This is a genomic window from Micromonospora sp. NPDC085948 (assembly GCF_040686315.1).
Classification (GTDB): Bacteria; Actinomycetota; Actinomycetes; order Mycobacteriales; family Micromonosporaceae; genus Micromonospora.
In genome coordinates this window covers 20,763-42,302 of sequence record NZ_JBFBJW010000016.1, presented here as the reverse complement: position 1 = coordinate 42,302, position 21,540 = coordinate 20,763, and the positions used below count along the sequence as shown (strand labels likewise).

18 protein-coding genes are annotated in these 21,540 nt (G+C 70.8%); 12 read left to right on the top strand and 6 right to left on the bottom strand.

The genetic code is table 11. The annotated features are described in order from the left end of the window. Positions 1-286 precede the first annotated feature (286 nt). Both AB0O48_RS29465 and AB0O48_RS29460 read right to left on the bottom strand, forming a co-directional pair. Positions 287-712 (bottom strand): OsmC family protein, encoded by a 426-nt coding sequence (locus AB0O48_RS29465; protein ID WP_357239095.1) that lies wholly within the window; start codon positions 710-712, stop codon positions 287-289. Positions 713-782: 70 nt separating this feature from the next. Then, positions 783-1,748, bottom strand: a complete 966-nt coding sequence (locus AB0O48_RS29460) for a serine/threonine-protein kinase (protein ID WP_357572634.1) — start codon at positions 1,746-1,748, stop codon at positions 783-785. 188 nt (positions 1,749-1,936) lie between these two features. Between AB0O48_RS29460 and AB0O48_RS29455 the strand changes: the two genes are divergently transcribed. From AB0O48_RS29455 to AB0O48_RS29445, 3 genes are all read left to right on the top strand, one after another. Next, positions 1,937-2,167, top strand: a complete 231-nt coding sequence (locus tag AB0O48_RS29455; protein ID WP_357239088.1) for a hypothetical protein — start codon at positions 1,937-1,939, stop codon at positions 2,165-2,167. Between the two features lie 112 nt (positions 2,168-2,279). After that, positions 2,280-3,026, top strand: a complete 747-nt coding sequence (locus AB0O48_RS29450; RefSeq protein WP_357239085.1) for a response regulator transcription factor — start codon at positions 2,280-2,282, stop codon at positions 3,024-3,026. Positions 3,027-3,057: 31 nt separating this feature from the next. Further along, a complete protein-coding gene (locus AB0O48_RS29445; RefSeq protein ID WP_365069339.1) occupies positions 3,058-4,509 on the top strand; it encodes a HAMP domain-containing sensor histidine kinase in 1,452 nt (483 codons plus the stop codon). 24 nt (positions 4,510-4,533) lie between these two features. Here the strand turns inward: AB0O48_RS29445 and AB0O48_RS29440 are convergent, their stop codons facing one another. Next, positions 4,534-5,382, bottom strand: coding sequence for an arginase family protein (locus tag AB0O48_RS29440; protein WP_365069338.1), 849 nt, complete (start codon positions 5,380-5,382; stop codon positions 4,534-4,536). A gap of 201 nt (positions 5,383-5,583) precedes the next feature. Here AB0O48_RS29440 and AB0O48_RS29435 point away from each other — a divergent pair, with 201 nt between their 5' ends. The 4 genes from AB0O48_RS29435 (at position 5,584) to AB0O48_RS29420 (ending at position 10,675) form a co-directional block, all read left to right on the top strand. Beyond that, complete coding sequence (locus AB0O48_RS29435) at positions 5,584-5,733, top strand: hypothetical protein (RefSeq protein WP_007459587.1); 150 nt, start codon at positions 5,584-5,586, stop codon at positions 5,731-5,733. A 17-nt stretch (positions 5,734-5,750) separates the two neighbouring features. After that, the gene (locus tag AB0O48_RS29430; RefSeq protein WP_357240625.1) at positions 5,751-7,181 is read left to right on the top strand and encodes a class I SAM-dependent methyltransferase; all 1,431 of its coding nucleotides are present in this window, start codon (positions 5,751-5,753) and stop codon (positions 7,179-7,181) included. Beyond that, positions 7,174-9,225 carry a sulfatase-like hydrolase/transferase gene (locus AB0O48_RS29425; protein WP_357239082.1) on the top strand — a complete coding sequence of 684 codons (2,052 nt, stop codon included), beginning with the start codon at positions 7,174-7,176 and terminating at the stop codon, positions 9,223-9,225. Before AB0O48_RS29430 ends, AB0O48_RS29425 begins: the two co-directional genes overlap by 8 nt. A 166-nt stretch (positions 9,226-9,391) precedes the next feature. Beyond that, a complete protein-coding gene (locus AB0O48_RS29420) occupies positions 9,392-10,675 on the top strand; it encodes a citrate synthase (RefSeq protein WP_357239079.1) in 1,284 nt (427 codons plus the stop codon). Positions 10,676-10,822: 147 nt separating this feature from the next. Here AB0O48_RS29420 and AB0O48_RS29415 read toward each other — a convergent pair whose 3' ends face one another. Together AB0O48_RS29415 and AB0O48_RS29410 are read right to left on the bottom strand one after the other, a co-directional pair. Beyond that, positions 10,823-11,467, bottom strand: coding sequence for a hypothetical protein (locus AB0O48_RS29415; protein ID WP_365069295.1), 645 nt, complete (start codon positions 11,465-11,467; stop codon positions 10,823-10,825). 216 nt (positions 11,468-11,683) lie between these two features. Continuing rightward, positions 11,684-12,955: a glycosyltransferase family 4 protein gene (locus AB0O48_RS29410; RefSeq protein WP_365069337.1), complete on the bottom strand. Its 1,272-nt coding sequence runs from the start codon at positions 12,953-12,955 to the stop codon at positions 11,684-11,686. A 502-nt stretch (positions 12,956-13,457) separates the two neighbouring features. Here AB0O48_RS29410 and glgX point away from each other — a divergent pair. From glgX to treZ, 3 genes are read left to right on the top strand one after another with little or no spacing between them, the layout of a single operon-like run. Next, positions 13,458-15,575 (top strand): glycogen debranching protein GlgX, encoded by a 2,118-nt coding sequence (gene glgX / locus AB0O48_RS29405; protein WP_357572632.1) that lies wholly within the window; start codon positions 13,458-13,460, stop codon positions 15,573-15,575. Position 15,576: 1 nt separating this feature from the next. Further along, positions 15,577-17,883, top strand: coding sequence for a malto-oligosyltrehalose synthase (gene treY / locus AB0O48_RS29400; protein ID WP_365069294.1), 2,307 nt, complete (start codon positions 15,577-15,579; stop codon positions 17,881-17,883). Further along, positions 17,880-19,604 (top strand): malto-oligosyltrehalose trehalohydrolase, encoded by a 1,725-nt coding sequence (gene treZ, locus AB0O48_RS29395; protein WP_365069293.1) that lies wholly within the window; start codon positions 17,880-17,882, stop codon positions 19,602-19,604. Before treY ends, treZ begins: the two co-directional genes overlap by 4 nt. 11 nt (positions 19,605-19,615) lie before the next feature. Here treZ and AB0O48_RS29390 read toward each other — a convergent pair whose 3' ends face one another. Then, the gene (locus AB0O48_RS29390) at positions 19,616-20,224 is read right to left on the bottom strand and encodes a nucleotide-binding protein (protein WP_365069336.1); all 609 of its coding nucleotides are present in this window, start codon (positions 20,222-20,224) and stop codon (positions 19,616-19,618) included. 309 nt (positions 20,225-20,533) lie between these two features. Between AB0O48_RS29390 and AB0O48_RS29385 the strand changes: the two genes are divergently transcribed. Beyond that, complete coding sequence (locus AB0O48_RS29385) at positions 20,534-20,779, top strand: hypothetical protein (protein ID WP_365069292.1); 246 nt, start codon at positions 20,534-20,536, stop codon at positions 20,777-20,779. Beyond that, on the top strand, positions 20,763-21,209 hold the full coding sequence (locus AB0O48_RS29380) for a hypothetical protein (RefSeq protein WP_365069291.1): 447 nt from the start codon (positions 20,763-20,765) through the stop codon (positions 21,207-21,209). The genes AB0O48_RS29385 and AB0O48_RS29380 overlap by 17 nt, the downstream gene beginning before the upstream one ends. Positions 21,210-21,540: the final 331 nt, after the last annotated feature.

The window sequence follows — 21,540 nt, the reverse complement described above, 5'->3', positions numbered from 1 at the left end:
CGTGGGGTGGCCTGCGCCACAATTTGCCCCGATCCGGGGGATTTCCAGGGGCGAAGGTAGTGCAAGGCCTACCAACCTCGCGGATCGGGCCAGACCGGCATTTCCGATTGGCTGGGCGAAGGCGGTCAATTGACCGAGTCGCCGTGTCGAAGCGTGCCGTCGAGGGGGCCTCACCTCTTCGGGTGAGCCCCCCTCGACGGAACGGGCCAGTCCGGTCTGCCCGCCCGGTCCGCAGGGATAGAGGTCTCCCCACGCGTCGCCTGACGTTGAATCGTCCGGCCAGACCTCAGTGTCGACCGTTCTCCGCCGGCGTGACGGTCAGCCGATGCCGGCTCGTGTCGCCGCTGGAGAACGGCCAGAGCCGGTCCGCGTACTCCACCAGGTCGGCCAGTTGATCTCGGCTCAGGCCGGCGGACGAGATCGAGGCGTGCACGTCGGCCCGGTACAGCCCGTCGTCGTCGCGCCCCAGCTTCGCCTCCGCCCGTACCTGCACGGTGTGCGCCTCGTTGGTGATCTCCCCGGCCGCCTCCACCGCCGCGTGATGCAGGCAGGACGCGAAGGCGGCGGCCAGCAACTGCTCTGGTCTCAGCCCCGTGCAGTGCGCCGCCAGCGGCGAGGCCAGCGGGGTGGAGAGCCCGCCATCGTCGGTGCGTACGTGACCGCCCTCGGCGGTCGCGGTGGCCTCACGCAGCCAGGAACTCTGATCCGGCATCGCGTTTCTCCCGTCGCTCGGCAGGTCGGCTACCCGGCCGCCGCCCGCCGAAACGCCCGTGCGCCTCCGGTCAGCGCCCGGAGGCCCCCTCCGGCTCGTCGAGCAGGACCACCGCCTCGGTCGCCTCGGTGGCGGCCCGTTCGGTCCACTCCGACGTCGGCACGGGCCGGCGGGCCGTCGGCATCGTCATCGGGACGTACACCCGGGCGTCCACGGCCTCGGCCAGCAGCAGCGCCGCGACCATGCTGCTCGGGCGCAGCGCGGGATCGTCGGCCAGGCAGGAGCGGCACAACTCGGCCACCTCCGGCGGCAGCCCGTCGATCTCGGGCAGCGGCTCCGGTGGCTGACAGCGGCGTACGCCGAGCAGTTCGTTGAGGGTGGCCGCGTGGTAGGGCAGACGGGCGGTGAGGCTGTAGTAGAGCAGGACGCCGAGGGCGTACATGTCGGCGGCGGGGGTGGCCGGCGCCCGCTCCAACTGCTCGGGCGCGAGGTAGGCCGGGGTGCCCAACACCATCCCGGTCGGGGTCGGATCGGGTGCGCCGGCGGGGACGGCGATGCCGAAGTCGAGCACCTTCACGCCCGACGGGGTGAGCATGACGTTCGCGGGTTTGACGTCGCGGTGCACGATGCCCTCGGCGTGCGCGGCGGCCAGCGCCGCGGCGACCTCAGCGCAGACCCGTACCGCGATCCGCCAGTCCAGCGGCCCGGCCCGCAGGTGCGCGGCGAGCGTCTCGCCCTCGGCCAGCTCCATCACGATGTAGGGCACGGCACGGCCCGGCCAGGTGGAGGCGGTGCCGAAGTCGTGCACGCTCGCCACGTTCGGGTGCACCAGGCGGGCGGCCGACCGGGCCTCCGCGCGGATCCGGTCCACCGGGCCGCCCTGGCGGTGCCGGCCGTCCTGGTCGTCCGGGCCGGGGAGGATGAGCTTCACCGCGACCGGCCGGTCCAGCACCTGGTCGTGCGCCCGCCACACCTCCGACATCCCACCCACACCGATGCGCTGCTCGAGCTGATACCGCCCGTCCAGTGTGCGCATCGACCACTCCTCGCCCTCGCTCCGCCGACGGCGGGTGCTCCGATCGCGGTACCCGAGCGTCAAGCTGGGCAAACCGCAGCGGTGTTCGGGGCGATCGGCGCTGCGCCGACGGTGGCGGGTGCGGTAGCTTGCGAGCCAGAGCCGGCGTCACCGATTGTGTCGGCACGGTCACCCGAGGGGGCGCCGCGATGAGCGAGGTCACCGTACGCTTCGTCGGCGGGCCCGCGGACGGCCTGGTCCGCCTGCTGCCGGCCGGGTCGGACGGCGCCCCACCGCAGCGCTGGATCATGCGGCACCCGGACGGCACCGGGCCGGTGCAGCCCGGCCCCGACCACCTCTACGAACGCGGCCAACCCGACGACGCGGGCGGTTGGAGCATGCGGTTCGTGCGCACCGACGCGTACGGGGTGTCCGAGTGACCACGAGGCGGGGCTGACGGTGGTGAGGCCGGCGTCCCGTCGGGTCGACCGCACAGCTGGCGCACAGCTCCCGCAGGGGCGTGGCACAGGCGTCGCGGCCACGATGGGACCCATGGGCACCAACGGGCAGGCCGCGCTGAGCCGGATCGAATTGCGTCGTCCCGACGGCGAGCCCGTCCGGGTGCTGGTGGTCGACGACGAGGCGACGCTCACCGACCTGCTGTCGATGGCGCTGCGCTACGAGGGCTGGCAGGTCCGCAGCGCCGGCGACGGCATGGCGGCGTTGAGCGCCGCCCGACAGTTCCAGCCGGACGCCGTGGTCCTCGACGTGATGCTGCCCGACCTGGACGGCTTCCAGGTGCTGCGCCGGCTGCGTGAGCACGCCCCCACCGTCCCGGTGCTCTTCCTGACCGCCCGCGACGCCGTCGAGGAACGCATCGCCGGCCTGACCGTCGGCGGCGACGACTACGTGACCAAGCCGTTCAGCCTGGAGGAGGTGATCGCCCGGCTGCGCGCGCTGCTGCGCCGCTCCGGCTTCGCCGTCGCCGCCCGGGAGGACGCGGTCCTCACCGTCGGTGACCTCAGCCTGGACGAGGACAGCCACGAGGTCCGCCGGGACGGCCAGCTGATCACCCTCACCGCAACCGAGTTCGAGCTGCTGCGGTACCTGATGCGCAACCCGCGTCGCGTGCTCAGCAAGGCGCAGATCCTCGATCGGGTGTGGCACTACGACTTCGGTGGCCAGGCCAACGTCGTGGAGCTGTACATCTCGTACCTGCGCAAGAAGATCGACGCCGGTCGCGCGCCGATGATCCACACGCTGCGCGGCGCCGGCTATGTCCTCAAGCCCGTCGAGTAGCCGCCACCCCCTGCGCGCCGTCCGCCGGTGGCTGGCCGGCCGCTCCCTGCGTACCCGACTGGTGTTTGCCCTTCTCGCGCTGCTGGCGGTGGTCAGCGTCGCCGTCGCCGGCCTGACCACCGTGGCGCTGCGGCACGTCCTGATCGACCGGCTGGACGCCGAGTTGGCGCCCGCCACGGTGATGCGGGGTGACCGCCCGGGACAGCCGGCGTTCCCGGGCAGCGGCCCGGCCATCCCACCCGGGTCCCCGTCCGGCACGGTGGTCGCCGAGATCACCGACGGCCGGGTGACGAGCGCCCGGACCCTGACCAAGAGCCCGTCGGGCGACGACCCGTTCCCCGACGAGCAGACCGTCGCAGTCGGGGAGGTCGCCGCACTGGCGGACCTGCCGGTCGACGCCACACCGCGTACCGTCGACCTGGGCGCCCGCGGCGACTACCGGGCCGTGGCCCGGCAGTACTGGGACGGCCGGGTACGCGTCGTCGCCGTCCCCCTGGCCGGGGTGCGGGAGACCGTCCAGCGGCAACTCGCCGCACAGGCCGCGGTGGTCGCCCTCGGGCTGCTCGTCGCGGGCGCCGCCGGGGCACTGATCGTGCGGGTCACGCTGCGCCCGCTCAGCCGGGTGGCCGCCACCGCCACCCGGGTCACCGAACTGCCCCTGGACCGCGGCGAGGTGGCACTCGCCGTCCGCGTCCCGACGGCGGACACCGATCCGCGTACCGAGGTCGGCCAGGTCGGCGCGGCGCTGAACCGGATGCTGGGCCACGTCGCCGACGCGCTGTCCGCGCGGCAGGCCAGCGAGACCCGGGTACGCCAGTTCGTCGCCGACGCCAGCCACGAGCTGCGTACGCCCCTCGCGGCGATCCGCGGCTACGCGGAGCTGGCCCGGCGCGGCCGCGACGAGGTTCCCGCCGACGTGGCGCACGCGCTGCGCCGGGTGGAGTCGGAGAGCACCCGGATGACCAGCCTCGTCGACGACCTGTTGCTGCTGGCCCGCCTCGACTCCGGTCGCCCGCTCGCGGCGGACCCGGTCGACCTGACCGCCCTGCTGGTGGACGCGGTCAGCGACGCGCACGTCGCCGGCCCCGACCACCGCTGGCAGCTCGGCCTGCCCGAGGTGGCGATCCGGGTGCCCGGCGACGCCGCGCGACTGCACCAGGTGGTGGCGAACCTGCTCGGCAACGCCCGGGTGCACACCCCGCCCGGCAGCACGGTGGTCACCACGTTGGCCGTCGACGCCGACAGCGCCGTGCTCACCGTCGCCGACGACGGACCCGGGGTGCCGCCGGAGCTGCGACCGGAGATGTTCGAACGGTTCGCCCGCGGCGACAGCTCCCGGTCCCGGGAGCACGGCAGCACCGGCCTCGGCCTGGCGATCGTGGCGGCCGTGGTGGAGGCCCACCACGGCACGGTCGCGGTGGACAGCCGCCCCGGCCGGACCGTGTTCACCGTCCGGTTGCCCGGTCCCAGCACGGACACCTGATCGGTCCGCGCGGACACCCTTGGGTCAGCCGCGCAGCACCTCGGCGAGGACCTCGACGACGCGTCGCGTGGAATGTCCGTCGGGGTCCTCGTCGGTGTTCAGGTCGGTCACGCTCATTCCGAGCAGCCGGTCGGCACGGGCCAGCGGGGTGACAAGCGCGATCAGGTCGGCCCAGCGCAACCCGTCCGGCTCGGGGTAGGTCACCGCGGGCAGATCGCGTGGATCCACCACGTCCAGGTCGAGGTGCAGCCAGGCCGGCCCGTCAGAGTCGGTGGCCAGGCCCGCCCCGACCGTCGCGGCGCCTCGGCGCAGCACCTCGGCGGCGTTCACCTGGCGGATCGCCGGGTCGATCCGGGCCGCCTCGACCCGGCTGCTCTCGTCGGTGGCCGGGCGGTGCCCGAGCAGACAGACGCGGCTCGGCGCGATCAGCGTGCCGTCCGGGCCGACGGCGGCGGCCGGGCCGTGCCCGGTGACCACCGAGAGGTCCATGTCGGCGGCCTCGCCGGTGGGGGAGGTCGCGCCGTCGAGGAAGTCCGGGTGGGCGTCGACGAACCACAGCTCGGTTCCCGGCGGCAGGGCACGGCAGATGCCGGGCAGGATCGCGCAGTCCCCGCCGAGCACCAGCGGTCGGTGGCCGTCCGCCAGGAGCGCGCCGACCCGCGCGGCGATCGCGCCACCGGCCCGGACCAGGCCCGCGGCGCCGATCACCCCGCTGGCCGGGTCCCGGACCGGGTCGCGCAACCGGGCCTCGTCGATCTGCCCGTCGTCGTCGGCGGACAGGGCGTCGATCAGGCCGGCCCGGCGCAGCGCGGCGGGGGCCCGTTCCTCGCCGCGCCCAGCGCCGGAGGAGTCCAGCGGCGCGTCCACGATCATCCAGCGCACGTCCGCAGCGTACCGGTGCGGTCGGGCGTTTCGACCACATTCTGTGGCGAGGCTGGGAGTACGCCGATGTGCCCGCGACGGCGATGACTAGCGGCGTACGGTGTGGGACAAGTCCGGCTTTCTGGGTCAAAAGCCTCACCGGTATTGCGGCCGGGACGCCGGTGTCGAAACGGCGAGCGCAAGGAGCGATCGGTGATACATCTGGCCTACCTGGACGCGGGATCCGGCAGCCTGATCGTGCAGGCGGTCGTCGGCGGGGTGGCCGGCGCAGCGGTCGCCGCCAAGCTCTACTGGCGACGCCTCGTCGACCGGTTCCGCCGGCAACCGACCGACCAGCGGTGAGCGGACCGGTCCCGACGATGGCGATCTCACCCACCGAGGTACGACCCGAGCCGGCCTCCTTCCGCGACCCCGCCAACCGCGTCTTCCACGTCGGCGACGAGGTGCTGCGCGGGCTGGACCCGCAGGCCGCCGAGCACTGGCGTGCCCTCACCGGCAGCACGTTCTTCCCGGCCCTGGTCGCCGCCCGCAAGGTCTGCGCCACCGAGGACGCCCCGTCGACACTGGTGCCCGCCGCGACCGGCGCGCCGTGGGCCGCCGTGCTGCGCCACGAGCGCATCCCGTTCGTCTCCCACCCGTACGAGTGGTCGTTCGGCATGCTGCGCGACGCCGCCCTGCTGCACCTGGAGATTCTGCACGCCGCGCTCACCGACGGCTTCACCACCAAGGACGGCTCGGCGTACAACCTGCAGTGGCGCGGCGCCGAGCCGGTCTTCATCGACATCGGCTCCTTCGAGCCGGTCCACGACGGCGAGCCGTGGGCCGGTTACCGGCAGTTCTGCCAGACCGTGCTCTACCCGCTGATGCTCACCGCCCACCTGGGCGTCGACTTCCAGCCCTGGCTGCGCGCCCGGGTCGACGGCATCGAGGCCGACGAACTCCGGCCCCTGTTCGGCGGGACCCGTCGGCTGCGCCCCGGCGTGCTGACGCACCTGCACCTGCACGGCGCCATGCAGCGCCGCAACGCCGCCGCCAGCACCACCGACGTCCGCGACCAGCTCCGGGCCGCCGGCTTCTCCCGGGAGTTGCTGCTGGCCACGGTACGCGGCATGCGGAAACTGGTCCGCAAGCTGGACCATCGTCCGGCGGAGACCCACTGGTCGGACTACCAGCAGACCTGCGGCTACTCGGCCCGCGACCGCGTGGCGAAGGAACAGTTCGTCGCCGCCGCGGTGGCCGCCGGCGCCCGCCCCCGCCTGGTGCTCGACCTCGGCGCCAACGACGGCCGGTACTCCCGACTGGCCGCCGGGCACGCCGACTACGTGGTCGCCGTCGAGCAGGACCCGGCGGTGGTCGACCAGTTGTACCGGACCCTGCGCGCCGAGGGGCAGCGCCGGATCCTGCCGCTGGTGCTGGACCTCGCCGACCCGTCGCCCGGCGGCGGCTGGCGGGGCGTCGAGCGGGCCGGCTTCGCCGAACGGGCGTCCGCCGACGTGGTGCTCGCCCTGGCCGTGGTGCACCACCTGGCGATCGGGCGCAACGTGCCGCTGCCGGAGGTCGTCGACTGGCTGACCGGGCTGACCGCGCCCGGCGGCGCGGTCGTGGTGGAGTTCGTCGACCCGCAGGACCCGATGGCGACCCGACTGCTCGCCAACAAACCCGCCGGCCTCTTCCCGGACTACCGACGCGACACGTTCGAGGCGTTGCTCGCCGCCCGGGGCCGGATCACCGACCGGCTGGAACTGCCCTCGGGCACCCGCACGCTCTACCGGACGGTGGTGGGTGGCTGACCCGGCCGCCCACCCACCAGCCCCGGACGCCCGGTCGCGACCGGCCGCCACCCGCTGGTACCGGGGCTGGCGGGGCGAGCTGGGCCGGCTGCTGGAGGTGGTCGCCCTGGTCGGGCTGGTCGTCACCCAGCCCCTGCTGGACGTACTCGGGCGCAGCCCCGACTTCTTCCTGTTCCACCGTGCCGACCCGGCCCAGATCCTGCTGCTGACCGCCCTGGTCGCGGTGCTGCCCACGACTGCGGTGGCCCTGCTCGGCGCGCTCAGTCGACTGGCCGGCCGGACCGCCCGCGCCCTCACCCACACCGGCCTGGTCGGGCTGCTGCTCGCCGCCCTCGCCGTGCAGGTGGGCCGGCACGTGACGCCGCTTCGGGGCGTACCCCTGCTGCTGGTGGCCGTGCTGGCCGGTGCCGGCGGCGCGGCCGCGCACCGGCGGTGGCGGGCGCCGGGCCGGGCGCTGCGACTGGCCGCCGCCGGGCCGGTGGCGTTCGTGGCGCTGTTCCTGCTCGTCTCACCCACCTCGGCGGTGGTGCTGCCGCGCGGCGACGGCGGCGCGGCCGGCACCGCGCAGGGCACCGGCGTACACCCGCCGGTGGTCATGCTGATCCTCGACGAACTGCCGCTGGTCAGCCTGCTCGGGACGGACGGACGGATCGACGCCACGCGGTACCCGCACTTCGCCGAGCTGGCCGCCGGCTCGACCTGGTACCGCAACGCCACTGGGGTCAGCGGCTGGACGCCCAACGCGCTGCCCGCCATGCTCACCGGCCGGTACCCGGCGAAGCCCGTCGCCCCGCACTACTCGCAGTACCCGGACAACATCTTCACCGCCTTCGGCGGCCTGTACGACATCCGCGCCGAGGAGAGCATCACCCGACTGTGCCCGCCCAGTCGCTGCGAACAGGCGGTCGCCCCCGAACAGGGGCTCGGCGTGCTGGCCCGGCAGACCGGCAGGCTGCTCGGCCAGCTCGCCGGGCCGACGGAGAGCGCCGTCGACCCGGAGGACTCCTACCGGGAGCAGACCCGGGCCGAGGCCGGCCTGGACGCCGCCGAGCCGGTGCCGGCCGACCCGACGTTCCGCTGGGACAGCCTGGACGACAACCAACCGGCCCGGTTCACCACCTTCCTGGCCGGGCTGAAACCGACGTCCCGGCCCACCCTGCACTTCCTGCACCTGCTGATGCCGCACTCACCGTGGGCCTACCTGCCCTCCGGGGCGCGCTACGACGCCCCCGAGGACCTGCCCAACGACGGCGCCGGCTGGATCGACCTCGCCCGGCAACGCCACCTCGCCCAACTCGGCTACACCGACCGGCTGATCGGCGAGACCCTGCGGACGCTGCGCGCCAGCGGCCTCTACGACCAGGCCCTCGTCGTGGTCACCGCCGACCACGGCGTCAGCTTCCGCCCCGGCGCGCAGGGCCGGGGCATGGACGCGATCAAGGCCGCCGCCGGTGAGGTCGCCTGGGTGCCGACGTTCGTCAAGGAGCCGCGGCAGCGGACCGGGCGGGTGGACGACCGCAACTGGGAACACGTCGACCTGCTGCCGACCGTCGCCGACGAGGCCAACCTCCGGCTGCCCTGGCCGGTCGACGGCCGCTCCGCCCGGCAGGCCCCCCGCGCCGACGGCACGAAACACTTCTACGACCGCCCGGGCGTTCCGGTCACCTTCCCCGGCGGGGTGCCCGCCCCACCGCCGCCGCCGACACCGCACCCCCTGGTCGGCACCGAGGTGCGCGCCGGACCGGCCGGCGGCAACGCCCGGGTGGCCGACCTGGCCGCGTTCACGGCCATGGACCCGGACACCGGCACCCTCCCGGCGCTCGTCTGGGGCGACGTCCCGGACCGGATCCCGGACGGCACGCTGCTGGCGGTGGCCGTCAACGGCCGGATCGGGGCGGTCGTCCCGGTGGTGCCGCCCGACCCCGGCGGTCGTCGGTTCGCCGCGTTGCTCACCGACGACAAGCTGTTCCACGCCGGTAGCAACCAGCTCGACGTCTACCAGGTCGCGACGGACGGTACGCTGCGACGCCTCGCACTGTCCTGAACCGGTCGTCCCGCCCACCGGGAAGCCGGGTTTCCCGGTGGCCCGGTCGGGAATCGGGTGACGCATACCTCACCGCCGAACCACGGCGGGCGTTGTCCCCCGAGCCGCAATTACGGTAGAAGCGAAGGCAATTCAACGTAGATCTGCCGGCGAAGCGAGGAACCACATGACGGAAGTCAAGCTCGATCACCCCGGTGGGCAGCTGTCGATGCCGGTACACCCAGCGGTCGACGGCCCCGCCGGTATCGGGGTGAGCAAGCTGCTGAAGGAAACCGGGATGACGACATACGACCCCGGTTTCGTCAACACCGCGGCCGCCTCATCGGCGATCACCTACATCGACGGCGACGCGGGGATCCTGCGGTACCGGGGATACCCGATCGAGCAGCTGGCCGAGAAGTCCTCCTTCCTGGAGGTCTCGTACCTGCTCATCTACGGTGAGCTGCCGACCGAGCAGCAGCTGACCGAGTTCACCGAGTGGATCCGGCGGCACTCGCTGCTGCACGAGGAGATGCGCCGCTTCTTCGACGGCTTCCCCCGGGACGCCCACCCGATGGCGGTGCTGTCGTCCGCGGTGAGCGCCCTGTCGACGTTCTACCAGGACAGCCTGGACCCGTTCGACTCCGAGCACGTGGAGATCTCCACGGTCCGGCTGATGGCGAAGGTCCCCACCATCGCCTCGTACGCGTACAAGAAGTCCATCGGGCAGCCGCTGCTGTACCCGGACAACTCGCTGGGGTACGTGGACAACCTGCTGCGGATGACCTTCGGCGTGCCGGCGGAGCCGTACGAGGTCGACCCGGTGATGTCGAAGGTGCTGGACATGCTGTTCGTCCTGCACGCCGACCACGAGCAGAACTGCTCCACCTCGACCGTCCGCCTGGTCGGCTCCAGCAACGCCAACCTGTTCGCCTCGGTCTCCGCCGGCGTGAACGCGCTGTTCGGCCCGCTGCACGGCGGTGCCAACCAGGCGGTGCTGGAGATGCTCCAGAAGATCCACGCCGGCGACGACGACGTCCGCTCCTTCGTCCGCAAGGTGAAGAACAAGGAGGACGGCGTCAAGCTGATGGGCTTCGGCCACCGGGTCTACAAGAACTACGACCCGCGGGCGGCGATCGTCAAGAAGGCCGCGCAGGACGTGCTGGGCCGGATGGCCAAGCCCGACCCGCTGCTGGACATCGCCATGGAGCTGGAGGAGATCGCCCTCGCCGACGACTTCTTCGTCTCCCGTCGGCTCTACCCGAACGTGGACTTCTACACCGGTCTGATCTACAAGGCCATGGGCTTCCCGACGAAGATGTTCACGGTGCTCTTCGCGCTCGGCCGGCTCCCCGGCTGGATCGCCCAGTGGCGCGAGATGATCAGCGACCCGGAGACCAAGATCGGCCGTCCTCGGCAGGTCTACGTCGGCGCGCCCGAGCGGGACTACGTCCCCTTCGCCGAGCGCTGACACCTGCTCCTCGCTTCACCAGCAGGCCGTCGACCCCTTTCGGGTCGGCGGCCTGCCGCTTTCCCCGACGTTGGCTGCCCGACCGTGGTCGGCCGTCCGTCGGCGGGGCTCGCGCGTGATCGACTCGGCTTTCGTGGTGCCGGGGCATCAGAAGGCGGAGATGTCCTGTGCGCGCTCGCTGCGGCTCAGGGCGCTGATCAACGCGGACTGACCACGGCGGCGTACGGCCAGGCGCACCAGCAGGTCGCGTACCGGATCGAAGACCTCCGCGGGGAAAACTGGCGTGGGTACGCCGACGCTCACCGCCAGGTCGTCGGAGTGGACCACGATCTCCAACTGGCGGGTGAGCAGGAAGTCGCCGCGGCGCAGCGCCCAGCCCTGCCACGGGATCGGCACGACGTCACGAGCGCCACCTCCGGAGAGCAGGTGATCCACTTCCTTCAAGGCGAGGACGGATCGGGCGCGCAGGCGGGCCAGGCCCTGTGCGGCTTCGGCCTCGTCGGGACCCGCGGCCACCGACTCCTCGTCCGGAGAGCCCTCGGTGACCCAGGCGGCCCGCTCGTAGTGGCCGTCGGCCGACTCCAGCAGAGGCAGGTCGGTCGACATTGGCAGCAGGTGCGCCGCGTGTACGGTCTGCCGTCCCAGGTGGCACGCCAGGGCTCCGACGGACAGGTGCGGCAGCGCGCTCGGATGCGACCACCGCTCGGACACCTCGGGGCGCCGGATCAGGTCCAGCGCGATCGAGGCGGCGACCGGGAAGGCGTCATCCAGGGCGTCGACAGGGCGAGACATCCGCACATTCTGACAGGCGCCGGCCGGTCGGGCTGGCGTGCGCCGACCGGCCGGTGCCGAGCGGCGCGGTGCCGGCTGGCGCGGCGTGATCGACTCGGCTTCCGGGAAGTCGGGGTGTCGCGGGCGCTGGGACACCCCGACTTCAAGGAAATCGAGTCGATCAAGCGCCGGGCCGTCGATCACGCGCAAACGGGCCAGGCCGCCGATCACGTAGCGTCAGCGCAGGCCGGCGGCGGCGAGCAGGTTGCCCTCGGGCAGCGCCGGAAGCGCCCGGCCCCGGGACATGCGCTGCTCGGCGCGTTGGGCGGTGAACGCGGCGTCGCTGGCGATGGCGGCGGCGTAGCTGGCGGCGGTGCGCTGGGCGATCGCCGACCAGCCGTACTGGTCGTGGACCATCCGGCGGGCACGGCGGGCCATGACGCGGGAGCGGTCGGGGTCGGACAGCAGCGCGTCGATCGCGTCGGTGAGTCCGTCGGGGTCGTGCGGGCGGAAGGTCATCCCGGTCACGCCCGGCTCGACGATCTCGCCGAGGCCACCGGTGGCGGCGACGGCCAGCGGTGCGCCGGCTGCCGCGCCCTCCAGGGCCACCATGCCGAACGGCTCGTAGATGCTCGGCACGGCGAAGCAGTCGGACGCGGCCATCAACGCCGGCAGGTCGGTGCCGCCCAGGAAGCCCGGCATGGTGACCATCCCGCCGAGGCCGCGGCGGTGCACCTCGGCCTCCAACTCGGCGCGGTACGGGCCGTCGCCGGCGATCACGGCGCGCAGCCCGGGGTGCCGCTCGCGCAGCCGGGGCAGCGCGGCGATCAGGTGCTGGACGCCCTTCTCGTAGACGAGGCGGCCGGCGAAGGTGATGAGCGGGCCGTCCCCGGCGAACCGGGCGCGGGCGGCGGCCACCGCGCGGGCCGGCACCCGCCAGCGGTGCGGCTCCACGCCGTTGGCGACCACGTCGACCCGGGCGGTCGGTACGTCGAACAGGGCGTTCACCTCGTCGCGCATGTACCCGGAGCAGACGATCACCCGGCCCGACTCACTGGTGAGCCACTGCTCGACGCCGTGGATGGTGCGGTTCATCTCCTCCGGCAGCCAGCCCTGGTGCCGTCCGGCCTCGGTGGCGTGGATCGTGCTGACCAGCGGGATGTCCAGGTGGTCGCGCAACGTCATCGCGGTGTGGGCGACGAGCCAGTCGTGGGCGTGGATGACGTCGTACGAACCGGCCTGGGTGGCACGCAGCGCGGTGCGGGTGAGGGTGTGGTTGAAGGCCATGGTCCAGGCCAGCAGCGAGTCGGTGGCCAGGGGGAAGGCGACCGGGTCCTCGGGGGCGCGCAGGACGCGGACGCCGTCGGCGTACTCCTCCATGGGAGCGCCCTCGGTGTGGCGGGTGACGACGGTGACCTCGTGGCCGGCGGCGGCGAGGGCGACGGAGAGCGCGTGCACGTGCCGGCCGAGGCCGCCGACGAGCACCGGCGGGTATTCCCAGGACAGCATCAGGATGCGCTGGGTCTGCGGGGGCACCCCGGCGCCGGGCTGCGCCGGCACGGCCGCGCCGGGCTGCGCGGTGAGACCGGGCTGCGCGGTGTGACCGGGCTGGGTCGGGAGCGGGGACCGGGAGGTCAGGGTGGGCCGGTGGGCCCGGTCCTTGGTGGCTGTGTGCTGCTCGTCGACCCGCAGGGTCACATCAATCTCCGTCCATGCATGGTGGTACGCCGGCGTCAGTGGCGGCGGAGTGAGGTGTAAGGGGTGGCCGAGTGGCCTGGCGGAACACGCGCGAACGCTTGTCCCCGGTCAAGGAAAGTGCATCGGGCCCGAGAACGCACCTCGAAAAGGGTCATCGTGACGGAGGACACCTGAGGGTGTTGCCCGCATCAGACGGGTGGTTTTCCGTCACCGCCTGAAAGGATGGATTGGCGCTGCCGGGCGGGGGGCAATACCTGCGTGCGCGCGGGCATGCGTCGGCCGGTGCGGGCACAACCATGGTCTAAGGAGCAACATGCAGGTCTGGCCGGGCGAGCGGTACCCCCTGGGCGCCACCTACGACGGGATGGGCACCAACTTCGCCATCTTCTCCGAGGTGGCCGACAGGATCGAGCTCTGCCTTTTCGACGAGTGGGACACCGGCGCGGAGCGCCGCGTCGAGCTGCGTGAGGTGGACGCCTACGTGTGGCACGCGTACCTGCCGGGCATCGAGCCGGGGCAGCGCTACGGCTACCGGGTGCACGGCCCGTACGACCCGGCCAACGGGCTGCGCTGTAACCCGCACAAGCTGCTGCTCGACCCGTACGCGAAGGCCATCGACGGTGACGTCCAGTGGGACCCGGCGGTCTACGACTACGACATGGCCGAGCCGGAGAAGATGAACGAGGCCGACTCGGCGCCGTTCATGCCGAAGTCGGTGGTGGTCAACCCGTACTTCGACTGGGGCAACGACAAGCCGCCGCGCACCCCTTACCACCACTCGGTGATCTACGAGGCGCACGTGCGCGGGCTGACCATGCGCCACCCGGACATCCCGGAGGAGCTGCGCGGCACGTACGCGGGCATCGCCTCCCCGCCGATGATCGACTATCTGACCCGGCTCGGGGTGACCGCGATCGAGCTGATGCCGGTGCACCAGTTCATCCACGACAACCGCCTCAGCGACCTCGGGCTGCGTAACTACTGGGGTTACAACACCATCGGGTTCTTCGCCCCGCACCACGGCTACTCGGCGCTGGGCCGCACCGGCCAGCAGGTGCAGGAGTTCCGGGGCATGGTCAAGGCACTGCACGCGGCCGGCATCGAGGTCATCCTCGACGTGGTCTACAACCACACCGCCGAGGGCAACCACCTCGGCCCGACGCTGAGCTTCAAGGGCGTGGATGCCCCCAGCTACTACCGGCTCAGCGAGGAGGACCGCCGCTACTTCGTCGACTACACCGGCACCGGCAACAGCCTCAACGTGCGCAGCCCGCACTCCCTGCAACTGATCATGGATTCGCTGCGCTACTGGGTGACCGAGATGCACGTCGACGGTTTCCGCTTCGACCTCGCGGCCACCCTGGCCCGCGAGTTCTACGAGGTGGACCGGCTCTCCACGTTCTTCGAGGTGGTGCAGCAGGACCCGGTGGTCAGCCAGGTGAAGCTGATCGCCGAACCGTGGGACGTCGGCCCCGGCGGCTACCAGGTGGGCAACTTCCCGCCGCTGTGGACGGAGTGGAACGGCAAGTACCGCGACACCGTGCGGGACTTCTGGCGCGGCGAGCCGGCGACCCTCGCCGAGTTCGCGTCGCGGATCTCCGGCTCCGCCGACCTCTACCAGGACGACGGCCGCCGCCCGTTCCACAGCATCAACTTCGTCACCGTGCACGACGGGTTCACCCTCAACGACCTGGTGTCGTACAACGACAAGCACAACGAGGCCAACGGCGAGGACAACCGCGACGGCGAGAGCCACAACCGCTCCTGGAACTGCGGCGTCGAGGGCGACACCGACGACGAGGCGGTGCTCGCCCTGCGCGCCAAGCAGCGGCGCAACTTCCTGGCCACCCTGATGCTGTCGCAGGGCGTGCCGATGATCGGCCACGGCGACGAGTTGGGCCGCACCCAGCACGGCAACAACAACGTCTACTGCCAGGACAGCGAGCTAGCCTGGGTCGACTGGGACAACGTCGACGAGCAGTTGCTGGAGTTCGTCCAGACGTTGACCGCGTTCCGCAAACGCCACCAGGTGTTCCGCCGTCGCCGGTTCTTCACCGGCCTGCCGGTGGGCGGGCGCGGCAGCGACGAGCCGCTGCCCGACCTGGCCTGGCACACCCCGGACGGGCGGGAGATGACCGGCGACGACTGGGGTAACGACTTCGGCCGTTCGGTGGCGCTGTTCGTCAACGGCGAGGGCATCCGCGAGCGCGGCCAGTACGGCCAGAAACACCACGACGCCTCGTTCCTGCTCTGCTTCAACGCCCACGACGCGCCGCTGGACTTCACCATGCCCGGTTCCGAATACGGCCAGAAGTGGGAACGGGTGATCAGCACGGCCGAACCCGAGCCGGGCGACGCCACGGTGATCAGCGCGGGCGGCACCATCCGGGTGCCGGACCGCTCCCTCGTCGTGCTGGAGAGGACGATCTGACATGCCGGCCACCCCTCCGCAGGCCACCTACCGCGTCCAGGTCCGCCCCGGCTTCGACCTGGACGCCACCGCCGCGATCCTCGGCTACCTCGCCGACCTGGGCGTGAGCCACCTCTACACCGCCCCGCTGCTGACCGCCACCCCCGGTTCGCAGCACGGCTACGACGTGGTCGACCACCGGGCGGTCAACCCGGAGCTGGGCGGCGAGGCCGCCCGGCAGCGACTGCTGGGCGCGCTGCGCGACAGGCAGCTCGGCCTGGTCGTCGACATCGTGCCCAACCACGCCGGTGTCGCCGTGCCGCCGGCAAACCCGGCCTGGTGGGACGTGCTGCGCCGGGGGCGCGACTCGTCGTACGCCGACTGGTTCGACATCGACTGGGACCGAGGCCGGCTGCTGCTGCCGGTGCTCGCCGACGACCCGGCCGCCCTGGACGACCTCAAGGTGGTCGACGACGAGCTGCGCTACCACGAGCACCGCTTCCCGATCGCCGACGGCACCGGCCACGGCACCGCCCGGGAGGTGCACGACCGGCAGCGCTACGAGCTGGTCTCCTGGCGGCGCGGTGACGCCGAGCTGACGTACCGCCGGTTCTTCGCCATCGCGGGCCTGGCCGGTCTGCGGGTGGAGGACCCGGCGGTGTTCGCCGCCACCCACGAGCTGATCCTGCGCTGGGCCGCCGCCGGCGAGGTCGACGGCATCCGCGTCGACCACCCGGACGGCCTGCGCGACCCCGGCGGCTACCTGACCCGGTTGCGGGCCGCCGCGCCGGACGCCTGGCTCGTGGTGGAGAAGATCCTGGAGTACGGCGAGGAGCTGCCGGACTGGCCGGTGGACGGCACCACCGGTTACGAGGCGCTGGCCGCGGTCGGTGGGCTGTTCGTCGACACCGACGCCGAGGGCGACTTCACGGTGCTGGACACCCAGCTCGTCGGGCGCCACACCTCCTGGGAGGACCTCACCCACGCCACCAAGCTGGCCGCCGCCACCGGGCTGCTGGCCGCCGAGCTGACCAGGCTGGCCGCGCTCGCCCCCGAGGTGCCCACCGAGCAGGCCCGAATGGCGCTCGCCGAGCTGGCCGCCGCGTTCGAGGTCTACCGGGGCTACCCGCCGCACGGTGCCCGGCACCTCGCCGCCGCCCGCTCCGAGGCCGGCCGCCGCCGCCCCGACCTGGCCGGCGCCCTGGACGCGATCACCCGCCGACTGCGCGACCCCGCCGACGAGCTGGCGCAACGGTTCCCGCAGCTCACCGGCGCGGTGATGGCCAAGGGCGTGGAGGACACCGCGTTCTACCGGTGGACCCGGTTCGTGGCGCTCAACGAGGTCGGCGACAGCCCCGCCCACTTCGGGGTGCCGCCGGCGGAGTTCCACCGCTTCGCCGCCGCCCAGCAGGTCCGCTGGCCCGCCACCATGACCACCATCTCGACCCACGACACCAAACGCGGCGAGGACGTCCGCGCCCGCCTCGCCGTGCTCAGCGAGCTGCCGGGCCGCTGGGCCGAGCAGGTCAAGACCTGGATGGAGTACGCGCCGCTGCCCGACCCGGCGTTCGCCCACCTGCTCTGGCAGACCGCCGTCGGCGCGTGGCCGATCGAACGGGAACGGCTGCACGCGTACGCCGAGAAGGCCGCCCGGGAGGCCGCGGCCTCGACCAGTTGGGCGGACCCCGACCCGGCCTTCGAACAGGCCATGCACGCGGTCATCGACCGGATGTACGACGACCCGAGCCTGCACGACGAGCTGACCGAACTCGCCGCCGCCATCACCCCCGCCGGCTGGAGCAACTCGCTCGGGCAGAAACTCGTGCAACTGACCATGCCCGGCGTCCCGGACACCTATCAGGGCACCGAGCTGTGGGACAACTCCCTCGTCGACCCGGACAATCGGCGCCCGGTCGACTTCGACGTACGCCGAGAGTTGCTGGCACGCCTCGACGGCGGCTGGCGTCCCCCGATCGACACCGACGGAGCGGCGAAGCTGCTCGTCGTGTCGCGGACCCTGCGGCTGCGGCGGGCGCACCCGGAGCTGTTCACCGGCTACCGGCCGGTGCCGGCGCACGGGCGGCTGGGGCGGCACGCGGTGGCGTTCGACCGGGGCGGCGCGATCACCGTCGCCACCCGGCTGCCGCTGGGCCTGGCCCGCGCCGGCGGCTGGTGCGACACCGCGCTGTCGCTCCCCGTTAACGAGGTTAAGGACCTGTTCACCGGTCGGGTCTACAGTGGCGGGGAGACCCCTCTGGACGACCTTCTGTCCGACTATCCCGTCGCACTGCTGGCCCCACCCACCGCTGCCGTGGAGGCTGCGTCATGACCGAATTCTCCGTGTGGGCACCGGACGCCACCCGCGTGCGGCTACGCCTGACCGGTGACGCCGACCACGAGATGCGCGCCGCCGCCGACGGCTGGTGGCGCGTCGACGTCCCCAACGCCGGCCTCGACTACTCCTTTCTGCTGAACGACGACGAGACCCCGCTGCCCGACCCCCGGTCACCGTGGCAGCCTGCTGGTGTGCACGGTCCCAGCCGCCGCTACGACCACTCGGCCTTCGCGTGGTCCGACACCTCGTGGACCGGCCGGCAACTGCCCGGCAGCATCCTCTACGAGCTGCACATCGGCACCTTCACCCCGGAAGGCACCTTCGACGCGGCCATCGACCGCCTCGACCACCTGGTGTCACTCGGCGTCGACCTGATCGAGCTGCTCCCGGTCAACGCCTTCAACGGCGAACACAACTGGGGGTACGACGGCGTCTGCTGGTACGCCCCCCACCAGCCCTACGGTGGCCCCGACGGCCTGAAACGGTTCGTCGACGCCGCCCACGCCAAGGGGTTGGGGGTGATCCTCGACGTTGTCTACAACCATTTCGGGCCCTCCGGGGCCTACGCGCCGCAGTTCGGCCCCTACCTGGCCGAGCAGAGCAACAGTTGGGGCCGCTCGATCAACCTGGACGGCCCGCACTCCGACGAGGTACGCCGCTACATCATCGACAGCGTGCTCATGTGGCTGCGCGACTACCACGTCGACGGCCTGCGCCTGGACGCCGTGCACGCCCTGCCGGACTCGCGGGCGGTGCCCATCCTGGAAGAACTGGCCATCGCCGTCGAGTCGCTGTCGACGCACGTGGGGCGGCCGTTGTCGCTGATCGCCGAGTCCGACCTCAACGACCCGCGGCTGATCACGCCTCGGGAGGCGGGCGGGTTCGGGCTGCACGCGCAGTGGAACGACGACGCCCACCACGCGCTGCACACGTTGCTGACGGGGGAGCGGCAGGGGTACTACGGGGACTTCGGCTCCCTGGAGACGTTGTCTGATGTGCTGACTGGTGGGTTCTTCCACGCGGGGACCTGGTCGAGCTTCCGCAACCGTCATCATGGGCGGCCTCTGGATTCCCGCGTCCCTGGTCACCGGCTCGTGGCCTACTTGCAGAACCATGACCAGATCGGGAACCGGGCTGCTGGGGATCGGATCTCGGCTTCTCTCTCGCCTTCGCTTTTGCGGGTCGGGGCTACGTTGCTGCTGACCGCTCCGTTTACTCCGATGTTGTTCATGGGGGAGGAGTGGGCTGCCTCTACGCCGTGGCAGTTCTTCACCTCGCATCCGGAGCCTGAGCTGGCGTCTGCGGTGCGTAGCGGGCGGCGGCGGGAGTTCGCGTCGCACGGGTGGCCGGAGGGAGACGTGCCGGATCCGCAGGACCCGGAGACGTTCGTACGGTCGCGGTTGGACTGGGCGGAGCTGGACAAGCCTGAGCATGCTTCGATGCTGGCGTTTTACCAGCGGTTGATTGGGCTGCGTCGGTCGTGCCCTGACCTGTCGGATCCTCGGCTGCACGCGGTGTCGGTGCAGCATGGGGACCAGTTTTTGGTGATGCGGCGGGGGGACACGCTTGTTGTGGCCAACCTCGCGGGGCGGGGGCAGGGGGTGAGCCTGCCTGGGGTGGCTCGCCGGGTGTTGCTGGCTACGGGGGAGGGGGTCACGGTGATGCGGGACCGGATCCAGTTGCCGGCGGAGACTGCGGCGATCGTGGCGCTGTGACTACATGAACTTCAGAGAACATCGCTGTCGATATCGAGACCGGCCGCGCGCATCTCCCGTACCAGCCTCATCTTCCAGCCATCGGAATCATCGGTTACCTTTATACAGGCGATTCCCAGGAGGTTTGAAGGTAGATCCACATCGCCGCGTGACATGGCAGCCACTCGGTTACGTCCGATAAGGCCGATGAGGAAACCCCATTCAAAGATCACGTTCTGTCGGGCGCGGGCTTCAAGCTTGCCTGTTTCGCCAGCCAGTCGGCCCTCGTCGTCCGGAGTCAATAAGACGATAGCGAATGCTGCATCTTGTGCCTCTGCGGCCAACTTTTCGATCACCGTTTGACCTCGATTTGGCGTAGACCCAAGAATGCAAGGCTCGTATCTGAACTCGTGTACCGCCCGGGTGACGTGATTCTTTAATGTGTTGTCTCTGCCATGCACAATAAATACGCGGCGGCTGGTATTTAGGTCTGAACGGACTCGACTGTGCTCCGGTATGCGGACTTCCCCATTTTGCTTCGAGAGTTGACCCCTCTCCAGTCGACCGGATGCTATTGTCCATCCGTCGTTCTGAAGGGACTGAATAAATCCCTCCACTTGCGGATCCGTCCCATCTCCCATGCAGTCAGTGTCATGAAAATGCGGAATGAGGTCCGTAATAAAAGCTCTCATTGCTTCGGATGCACGTGGCTCTCCCATTTCCTGGATGATCTTTATTGCGTTCAAGATTCTTCTTTGTTTGCTGACCCATGACCGTTCGGTCGAATCCTCTACTATTCCGTGAGTTAGAAGAAGTGTCTCTAGGCCGGTGTGGCTGTAGTAGTCGGGAGCGACCCGCGCGAAAAGTCCGAGCGTCTGAGATGAGAAATCTTCCACTGTCACGTGGATCCCCCTATTCGCGACGGGTGCTTCTTCGTACAAGTGAATCGAATGAGCGTCATCATACCGACTGCCGAAGGTCATGTTAAGTCAAAGTTCTGTCAGGCCGGCGACCTGCTTGGCAATATTGCATTCATGGGAATTGCAAATGTCGCAATTGCTGGGCATGTGAATCGCAAAGCGTTTGCGGCCATTGGGTACGATCTGTGCCGAGGTGCCCGACGCTTTCGAGCAAGAGCATCCTCGATGGGACATCAGCAATTGAGCTATTGGAGAGACGATGAGTTCATCGGATGAGCTGTTGATTACCTTCTGGGAGGATCAGAGGCGGCAAGCTCAGCGGTCGGAGGATCAGCGTGCAGTCTTCGCAAACATCGTCTTGACTATATCCGCAATCGGTTTCGGATTTATCGCTCAAAACGGTGCGACGTCAGCCACCTTGCCGATCTCTTGCGGGCTTGTTTTACTGGGACTATATGGTGCCGTGGCATCTGCGAAGCTGCACGAGCGCTATCGGCTGCACATGAGGCAATCAGCCGGCTTCGCAGTAGCGATGGAAGAGTTGCATCCCGGTCTCGATCTGGAGGCCGCCCGGCGTCGAGGCCGCGATATCCACGATAAACAACATCCGTGGCTGCGCCGAATTCGCCTTAACCTGATATGGGTTAGTCTTCATCTTTCGATATCGGCTGGCGGGGCAATTCTCGTCGTGGTATCACTCCGTTGACTATTCGGTGCTCGGGTCTTGTTTGTTCGAGTACGCTGCACGCCCGCTGTCAATTGCCGTCAGGTCATGAGCGGTGCTCCGCAGTCGAAGGTAAAGCTGGTGATCGCTCACGGTCGGATCCCTGCAGGTGGTGCCAGTCCACCATGAGTAGCCTCCCCACCGTCAGGGCGGCGGCGTGCAGCCGGGCGAGGATTGTGGCGGGTGCGCGGCAGTCCTGTCAATGGGTCAGTCCCGCTGATGTGGCGGGAAGTATCTGCACCTCTGCCAGAGTTTGACCATGCTACATGGGTATCGCGGCCAGCCGGAGCGGTTCCTGGTAGTCGGTTTGAGT

Bases quoted from the DNA above. Each gene is read 5' to 3' on its own strand.
- AB0O48_RS29465 (WP_357239095.1), bottom strand. From the start codon at position 712: ATGCCGGATCAGAGTTCCTGGCTGCGTGAGGCCACCGCGACCGCCGAG.
- AB0O48_RS29460 (WP_357572634.1), bottom strand. From the start codon at position 1,748: ATGCGCACACTGGACGGGCGGTATCAGCTCGAGCAGCGCATCGGTGTG.
- AB0O48_RS29455 (WP_357239088.1), top strand. From the start codon at position 1,937: ATGAGCGAGGTCACCGTACGCTTCGTCGGCGGGCCCGCGGACGGCCTG.
- AB0O48_RS29450 (WP_357239085.1), top strand. From the start codon at position 2,280: ATGGGCACCAACGGGCAGGCCGCGCTGAGCCGGATCGAATTGCGTCGT.
- AB0O48_RS29440 (WP_365069338.1), bottom strand. From the start codon at position 5,382: ATGATCGTGGACGCGCCGCTGGACTCCTCCGGCGCTGGGCGCGGCGAG.
- AB0O48_RS29430 (WP_357240625.1), top strand. From the start codon at position 5,751: ATGGCGATCTCACCCACCGAGGTACGACCCGAGCCGGCCTCCTTCCGC.
- AB0O48_RS29420 (WP_357239079.1), top strand. From the start codon at position 9,392: ATGACGGAAGTCAAGCTCGATCACCCCGGTGGGCAGCTGTCGATGCCG.
- AB0O48_RS29415 (WP_365069295.1), bottom strand. From the start codon at position 11,467: ATGTCTCGCCCTGTCGACGCCCTGGATGACGCCTTCCCGGTCGCCGCC.
- AB0O48_RS29410 (WP_365069337.1), bottom strand. From the start codon at position 12,955: ATGCTGTCCTGGGAATACCCGCCGGTGCTCGTCGGCGGCCTCGGCCGG.
- glgX (WP_357572632.1), top strand. From the start codon at position 13,458: ATGCAGGTCTGGCCGGGCGAGCGGTACCCCCTGGGCGCCACCTACGAC.
- treY (WP_365069294.1), top strand. From the start codon at position 15,577: ATGCCGGCCACCCCTCCGCAGGCCACCTACCGCGTCCAGGTCCGCCCC.
- treZ (WP_365069293.1), top strand. From the start codon at position 17,880: ATGACCGAATTCTCCGTGTGGGCACCGGACGCCACCCGCGTGCGGCTA.
- AB0O48_RS29390 (WP_365069336.1), bottom strand. From the start codon at position 20,224: ATGGGAGATGGGACGGATCCGCAAGTGGAGGGATTTATTCAGTCCCTT.
- AB0O48_RS29385 (WP_365069292.1), top strand. From the start codon at position 20,534: ATGAGCGTCATCATACCGACTGCCGAAGGTCATGTTAAGTCAAAGTTC.
- AB0O48_RS29380 (WP_365069291.1), top strand. From the start codon at position 20,763: ATGAGTTCATCGGATGAGCTGTTGATTACCTTCTGGGAGGATCAGAGG.